This is a genomic window from Geminocystis sp. GBBB08 (genome assembly GCF_016743215.1).
Lineage (GTDB): Bacteria > Cyanobacteriota > Cyanobacteriia > Cyanobacteriales > Cyanobacteriaceae > Geminocystis.
Genome location: NZ_VRZC01000185.1, coordinates 1 through 6842, shown reverse-complemented (window position 1 = coordinate 6842; position 6842 = coordinate 1). Strand labels below are relative to the sequence as shown.

Here is a 6842-nt window from a genome sequence, read left to right as displayed (position 1 = left end):
AACTACCGACAGCACCAACGGGTAAAGTATCTTCATCGGCGATGGAAGTTAAGATTCCACTAGGAGTCAAAACTGGTGCATCATTGACAGGATTAATGGTAAGACTGACATTTTGACTAGCATTAGTAATTATCGGAGGATTTATACCATCATCAACGGTACTGGTGACAGAAACAGCGAGGGTTTCATTGCCGTTATAGTCATGATTGGGATTAAATAATAAACTGTTTAAGGCATTATTAACATTGGCTAATGAACCATAAAAAGTAATAATGGTGTCTTCTGTGCCATCTCCAGTGGTAAAGGTTAAACCCGTTAACGAGCCTAAGGTTAAAGTGCCATTAGTAACGGTAAGGGTTACTTCGAGGGTAGCGAAAGGATCATCTGTAAGACTGATGGTTGTAAAGCTAAAGTTATTATCTTCATCGAAAAGATATTGAAAGGGGGTTGTGTTGCTGTCGTTTATGGTAACCATAGTCTCAGTGTTTTTACTTAAGTGGAGGTAATAAGTTTAAGAAGTTAAAATAAATGTTTTTTTTCGATGTTTTTACCTGTTTATAAAGTTTTGGTAAAATTAATATAAAGTTTCTGTAAAGTTGTGATAAAGTTTTGGTAAAATTAATATAAAGTTTTGGTAAAGTTAATATAAATTATTTTCATTGATTGACAATAAAGATCACATATTAATAATAATGCCATATAGGATTTCAAGCTCTTTTTTTATGTATTTTATAAAAAAATGCAACTAAAAAAATTATACACTCTAACTAATATTTAGTCTATAGTAAATTGAAAAAAATTATACAAATAAATTAAAATAAATAGATGATCTTTTGGATATCGTAGTAAGTTTAATTAACTATAATATTTACACTCAAAAAAATACAATTTGCTAGATTGCTTAAACAATACAAAAAAACATCAAAAATAAAGCGTTAAAAGTCATAATTGAGGAAATTTGCCCGAACAAATGATTAAATTGAGGAAAAAATATTTCAAATCAATTAAAGTACAGTTTATCTCAATTATAAAAACTTTTCCCTATGGTTATCGAGCTTGTCGAGATGCTCTTTTTCCAAATCTGCCACGTTGAACGATAATTTTATCTCGAACTGAGGTAATGTATTGACACTGAGTTTTTTCTTTTTTAGATATATATACTTAGGTTTATTTTATTTTGAAATCTGTATCATTCCTGCCAAAAAATTTTTTGTTGTCTAAAAGGGCGTGGTTATTTCCCTTCTTTTTTCTATGGTATTTATTGCTCAATCCTTTCAAAGTAAAAGCACAGGAAGTAATTGAAGTAGATCTTTCTTTGCCGGTATTAGAGCAAATTGTTAATACGGATACGGATATTTCTCAAAATACAAGTAATCCAAAATTAGATAGCCAGGTAATTTCTGAGTCTGGTGTCAAACCTTTTCCTTCTAATGAAAGGGAGAAAGGGTTTGCTTTTGATAGCACTGATTTAGAGTATCAAGTACCGTCAGAAAGTAATAATACCCTTAAAGATTTGATTCCGAAAACACCAGAACAAATAGATGCGGTACAGAAATTTAATAACAGTCAAATTTTCAATCTTATTCAAAATATACAACTAAATCCTTTTTATCAAGGAACGATCGGACCTTTACCTCAACCTGTACAACCACAGTCTAAACCTCAAGTATCGGATAATATTCAAGATCAAATCAATCAATTAATTACCAATGCCATAAGTAACACCGCAGTTCGTTACCCTTGGATTATTAATAGTTCTGATAGTCTCAGTTTTTCCCCACAAATTTTTAAACCAAGATTTGACGAACTTTATCATAGCTTCGATTTACAATGGTCGAAAGAAAATCCGGTGATCAATAAAATCAGTTTTGGTGTTTTTCCTTATACTGATCAATTTTATTGGGTATTAGATGAAAATAGAATTATAGGAGAAGTTGGAGGATTACAAGGAGGCTTAATCTATCAAGGTAGAGAAACTCAAGTTGAATTTTCCCAAACCATGAGACTACAACAAAGTTTTAATGGTCTTCAGGCAGTATGGGTTATTCCTAATGATTTCCAAAGATTATTTAGAGTGGAAGATTTGAGCAATTTTCAAGTAATTACTATTAGCGGACAATTGATTAATCCAGAAGGTGTTCCTGCAGGGACAGTTAATATTGATAGCAGTAGTATTACTCAGTCGGCAAATAATCTTATTGTCTTACCTACTCCTCAAAATTTTCAACTAGGCACTGGTTCAACTTTTTCTCCTAGTGGGGGAGGAGCATTATTCTCTAATTTAGAGGTACAAAATGCTCCTTTAATTCTTCAGGCTTTTCCTACCACAGATTTACAGGCTTTAGCAGGATTAGATTTACAACAAGGAACAGTTATTTCTAAGGAAATATTAGCACAGGCTGGTATTTCATGGGGCAATCCTGCCATGGGGCAACCTAGCATTTTTAACGCTCCTATTACTTCCACCCCCGGCATCAAAATAGCTCAAGAGGGAAAATTTGAAAATAAGGACTTATTAAATATTCTCGTCAATCCTTTTTTAACTGGGGAACAACGTGATCGTTATTATCTTAATAGTCTGCTTTGGTTAGGATTAGGTACTCGTACTCCTGAACTTAATTTGGTAGAAATAAATCGTAGCAAATTTGACTGGTATCGTTTTTATTTTAGTGCCGCTCAGAATCGTTTTATGATTCGTTATGATCCAGAAAAAATCGAAGCTACTTATTTTAATCTTTATAGCAATCCGGGGGTATCTTTCACTCTTGCACCAGAAAAAAGTGATATAGATGAAATACAAAGTGTTAATAGTACTATTGGCATGATGATGGGGTATGTTTTTGCCGCATTTAATGTTAAAAATTTAGATCAAAGTATTGAAGAAGCCTATAAAGCAAAAGAAAATAATCAGTTCTTTAACTCTCTTGAAACTAAAGCAACTTCTGAACAAAGAAGACAAATGAATCAACGGCTTAATCTTAACCTTGCCTATAGTAATATTGGTAGTAACTTAAACCAAGTATCAGGATTTATCACTTTTCCTAGTTACATCACCCCCACCAAATCAAGTCTTTTTCAAATTAAAACTGGTAATATTCGCAGAGCAGTTCAGTTTATTGACAGTATTGTCGGAAATTGGAATGAAGGGGAAACCGTAATTTCTGAAGCTCGATTTTCTAACCGTGATTTTGGTCCTTTAACCTTTATGGGTACACAGTTACCCGTTGTTCCCAGTAACATCAATGATCGTCAACAAACACAACCTATTAATGAATCTTCCGCCACTCAAGTAATTTTGGTTAGCCCTGAAGGTGATCAATTCATACAGCAATTCGACTCTAACCTTTTTACAAGTGTTCCCATTGGGGTAAAAATTTTTGATCTTGCTTTCGATCGTTTTGTCTTAGAAAGAATAGATCAACGTACTATTACAAATAAATTTTTTAATGGTTATATTTCTCTTCCCACCGTAGAATTAGTATATGCAGGAACATCTAATGATTTTAGTTACAGTATTAATACTGGGCTCTGGTTTAATATTGATCACAATAAAGCCGGAACTGTCACAAATAGCTTAGGCATTTTTGAACCATCTGTGGGTGTTTATATCAATGCCCTATTAACTGCCAATAAAAGACGTTTAGATTTAGATGAAAATGGGCAAGTATTAGCGGTGACAACTCACAGTCCTTTTTTGCGTTTTAATTGGAATAGTGCCAACAACAGTAATAACCCTTGGCAAATTTCTCTTTCTCATACTATATCCCGTCAAACTCGTAAGTATGGTTATTCTTTTACTGGTTCTTTAGGAATTATCCCTCAATATAGTAATGGGCCGGTGATTGGTCTGATTAATGGTAATATCGGCTTTAATTTTGGTTTAAGTGCTAATGGTAATATTGAACTTGGAGATCAAATATACTATGGTTTTACAGCAATGCAACAAGTTCTTCCTCGTCTTTCTTTAGGTTTATATATCAAAAACTCGACAGAAATTAATGAAGGCTTTAATAGTCGAATTTTAGAATTAAACTATGGTATTTTAATAGAACATAAGTTTCCTGATAGCCCTATTAGTTTGACTGCACAAATTGGCATAGGAGAAAGTGGTAATTTTATCGGAAGTGTTAAAGGAGATATTCGCTGGTAACTAAACTATTGCAAGATCGGGATGTGGTTTACTAATTTGAGAAGTTCTCTAATCAATAAAGTTAGGTTTTGACTTTTTTTAGTAAATTGTTCGGTAATTTAAAATATTTTTCCTTGAAAATCTATAGCCTTTTTCATTATGGTGAGATCTCTTCTATAAATCTTGCTAATAATGGGCGGCCATCCCTTTGCCCGTACCTCGCTTATCTGAAAATTGCTATATCTATGATTTATTGTTAATTGCTAATTGTTGATAATTAATTAGGGTTTGCTGTTGGGAGTCAGAAGGCTATAATAATCAAGGGTTAATTAATACTACACTCACAAAAAAGTGTGCCATTTTGACAATTTTTTTTGAAAAACTAAATATTTGTGATTTGATTTGGAAACAAAAACTTACATTAACTCAATAACATTACTAAGCTAAACATTAGATTTTTGGTCATTGAAGCTGATAGCTGACTGCTAATAGCTACCCTCATCAAAATAAAAATACTTTTTGACTGCACCCATAATTTAGCCTTCTGCGTTTAAGAAAGGCAATAATGCCACTAAACGAGCTTGTTTTACCGCCCGAGTTAAGTCTCTTTGTTGACGAGCTGTTAAACCAGTAATACGACGAGGAAGCATTTTACCTCTTTCAGTCACGAATTTATGTAGTAGTTCTACATCCTTATAATCAATCGGTTGACTAGGGGGAATTGGAGATAATCTTTTACGAAAATAAGCCATAATTTATGTTTATTCAACTATTATTTTTACTTTGACAAAATTAGAAAATCAAACTATTTAATTTCTTTGTGAATAGTATGTTTGTTGCAATGAGTACAGAATTTTTTAAGTTCCATTCTGCCAGTGGTATTGCGTCTATTTTTCATGGTTGTATAACGAGAAACACCAGCAGATCGTTTATCATTATTAGTACGACACTCAGTGCATTCAAGAGTGATAATTATACGGACACCTTTTTTACTTGCCATTTTTTTAGCTGAGTTACTATAACAGTAATTTTATACACAATCTATTATTATCCCATATTAAGGCTATTTTTGACAAGTCTCTAAAAATCCATAACCACAGAATTTTAAACCTTAGAGTTGTAAATATATTGAATAATAATTTTGTTATAAATTTCTCAATAGATTTTTTGTTTCTGCTGTAGGATTTTCAGCTTCCATAATTGCCCTCACTACAGCTACTCTTGTTGCCCCCGCTTTAATAACATCTTGAATATTATTATTGTCAATACCTCCGATGGCAAACCAAGGAATTGTAGCATTAAGTTTAGCATAAAGAACATAATCCAAACCTATCGCTTTTTTCCCGGCTTTTGTAGGCGTTTCATACACAGGACCGACACCAATATAATCAGCACCATCGCTAATTGCCTTTAGCATTTCTTGAGAGTTACTAGTAGATTTCCCAATAATTTTACCCCCACCCAAAATTTGACGAGCTAAACCCACAGGGCAGTCTGTTTGTCCTAAATGTACCCCATCAGCATTTACCGCCATGGCAATATCAATACGATCATTAACCAAAAATAAAGCATGATAATTAGTACATAATTGTTTTAACTTATACGCTTCTTTTAACTTAATTAAATCATCTTGATCTTTATGACGATACTGTACTATTTTGACCCCTCCTTTTAAAGCTGACTCTACCACCGTCAAAAAATTATTGACAGGAGAAGTTACTAAATATAATGAAGATTTAGCCAATAATTGAAAATTGGATTGTCCAAGCAATTTACTTTCAAGGGTATAAACTTGATACCGCATTTGTTTCATCGCAACCGCAAATTCAATATCATACAATTTAGCATATTCTTCTAACACTCTTAAAGCTTCTTGTACTCTACACAAATTTGCTTGTAATAAATCTTGTAAATTTTCTCTTTGCGCTTCTTGAGTATGAGTAACATCAGATCCTACATCATGGGGAGTATCCCTCGCAACCCTTAATTCTACAGAATGCCAACTAGCCAATTCTTGACGCATTTCCTTACAATTAGTCGCAATTTCTTTATTATTCAAGCCAAAGCGACACCATTCTTCCACTATTCTTAAACCTTCTCGGGCCCGATCCAAATTTGCATCCAATATACGATATATAGCGCTTTGTTGGTTAATCATGAACTCATAAAACATAGCTAATCGAGATGATTATATATCAAAGGAAGAACTAATAGCTAATATTTCAAGGCATTAACGTTATTACAATTTATCCATTGATAAAAAGAAAAAATATGTTCTACCACTTCTAATGATGTAATTGAAAACTGAGTATCTTATCAAAATTTTAACAATAAAAATATCTTATCCCTAAAATACTTGTAAATTAAACGATTCAGCAAATAAAATAAATTTTCAAAAAAAAGGTTGCGATTTAAAAAGAAGTAAGTTATATTAGTAAATGTGCGATTGAGGCTAACGCTTCTCTCTGACACACCAAGAACCTAGATAATTTAATAGTTTCAATCCCATTTTTAGATCACCTACATTCTTGTGTAAAAAACTTTAAAAGAAAAGAAAGTTAAGGTAAAACTTAATTAAAATTGTTGAAGAGCAAGTAAAACTACTTCGAGAGTGGAACTTATCAGTAAGGGAAACTACAATGGAGAGTTTGATCCTGGCTCAGGATGAACGCTGGCGGTATGCTTAACACATGAAAGTCGAACGGGGTAGTAA

At 32.8% G+C, this 6842-nt stretch carries 5 protein-coding genes and 1 rRNA gene; 2 read left to right on the top strand and 4 right to left on the bottom strand.

All coding sequences use genetic code 11. The features are described from left to right. Positions 1-475, bottom strand: a 475-nt coding sequence (locus FWJ34_RS16945; protein ID WP_308256523.1) for a hypothetical protein, incomplete at its 3' end; no start/stop codon positions are given. A 702-nt stretch (positions 476-1177) separates the two neighbouring features. Between FWJ34_RS16945 and FWJ34_RS16940 the strand changes: the two genes are divergently transcribed. After that, entirely contained in the window at positions 1178-4150 is a 2973-nt protein-coding gene (locus FWJ34_RS16940) for a hypothetical protein (protein WP_308256522.1), read from the top strand. Between the two features lie 515 nt (positions 4151-4665). On the opposite strand, the gene rpsR is transcribed toward FWJ34_RS16940, so the two are convergent. From rpsR to FWJ34_RS16925, 3 genes are all read right to left on the bottom strand, one after another. Continuing rightward, on the bottom strand, positions 4666-4881 hold the full coding sequence (gene rpsR, locus FWJ34_RS16935; protein WP_308256521.1) for a 30S ribosomal protein S18: 216 nt from the start codon (positions 4879-4881) through the stop codon (positions 4666-4668). A gap of 53 nt (positions 4882-4934) precedes the next feature. Beyond that, entirely contained in the window at positions 4935-5129 is a 195-nt protein-coding gene (rpmG, locus tag FWJ34_RS16930; RefSeq protein WP_308256520.1) for a 50S ribosomal protein L33, read from the bottom strand. A gap of 144 nt (positions 5130-5273) precedes the next feature. After that, positions 5274-6287, bottom strand: coding sequence for a thiamine phosphate synthase (locus FWJ34_RS16925; RefSeq protein WP_308256519.1), 1014 nt, complete (start codon positions 6285-6287; stop codon positions 5274-5276). 478 nt (positions 6288-6765) lie between these two features. Here FWJ34_RS16925 and FWJ34_RS16920 point away from each other — a divergent pair. Further along, a 16S ribosomal RNA gene (locus tag FWJ34_RS16920) occupies positions 6766-6842 on the top strand; the annotation flags it as partial.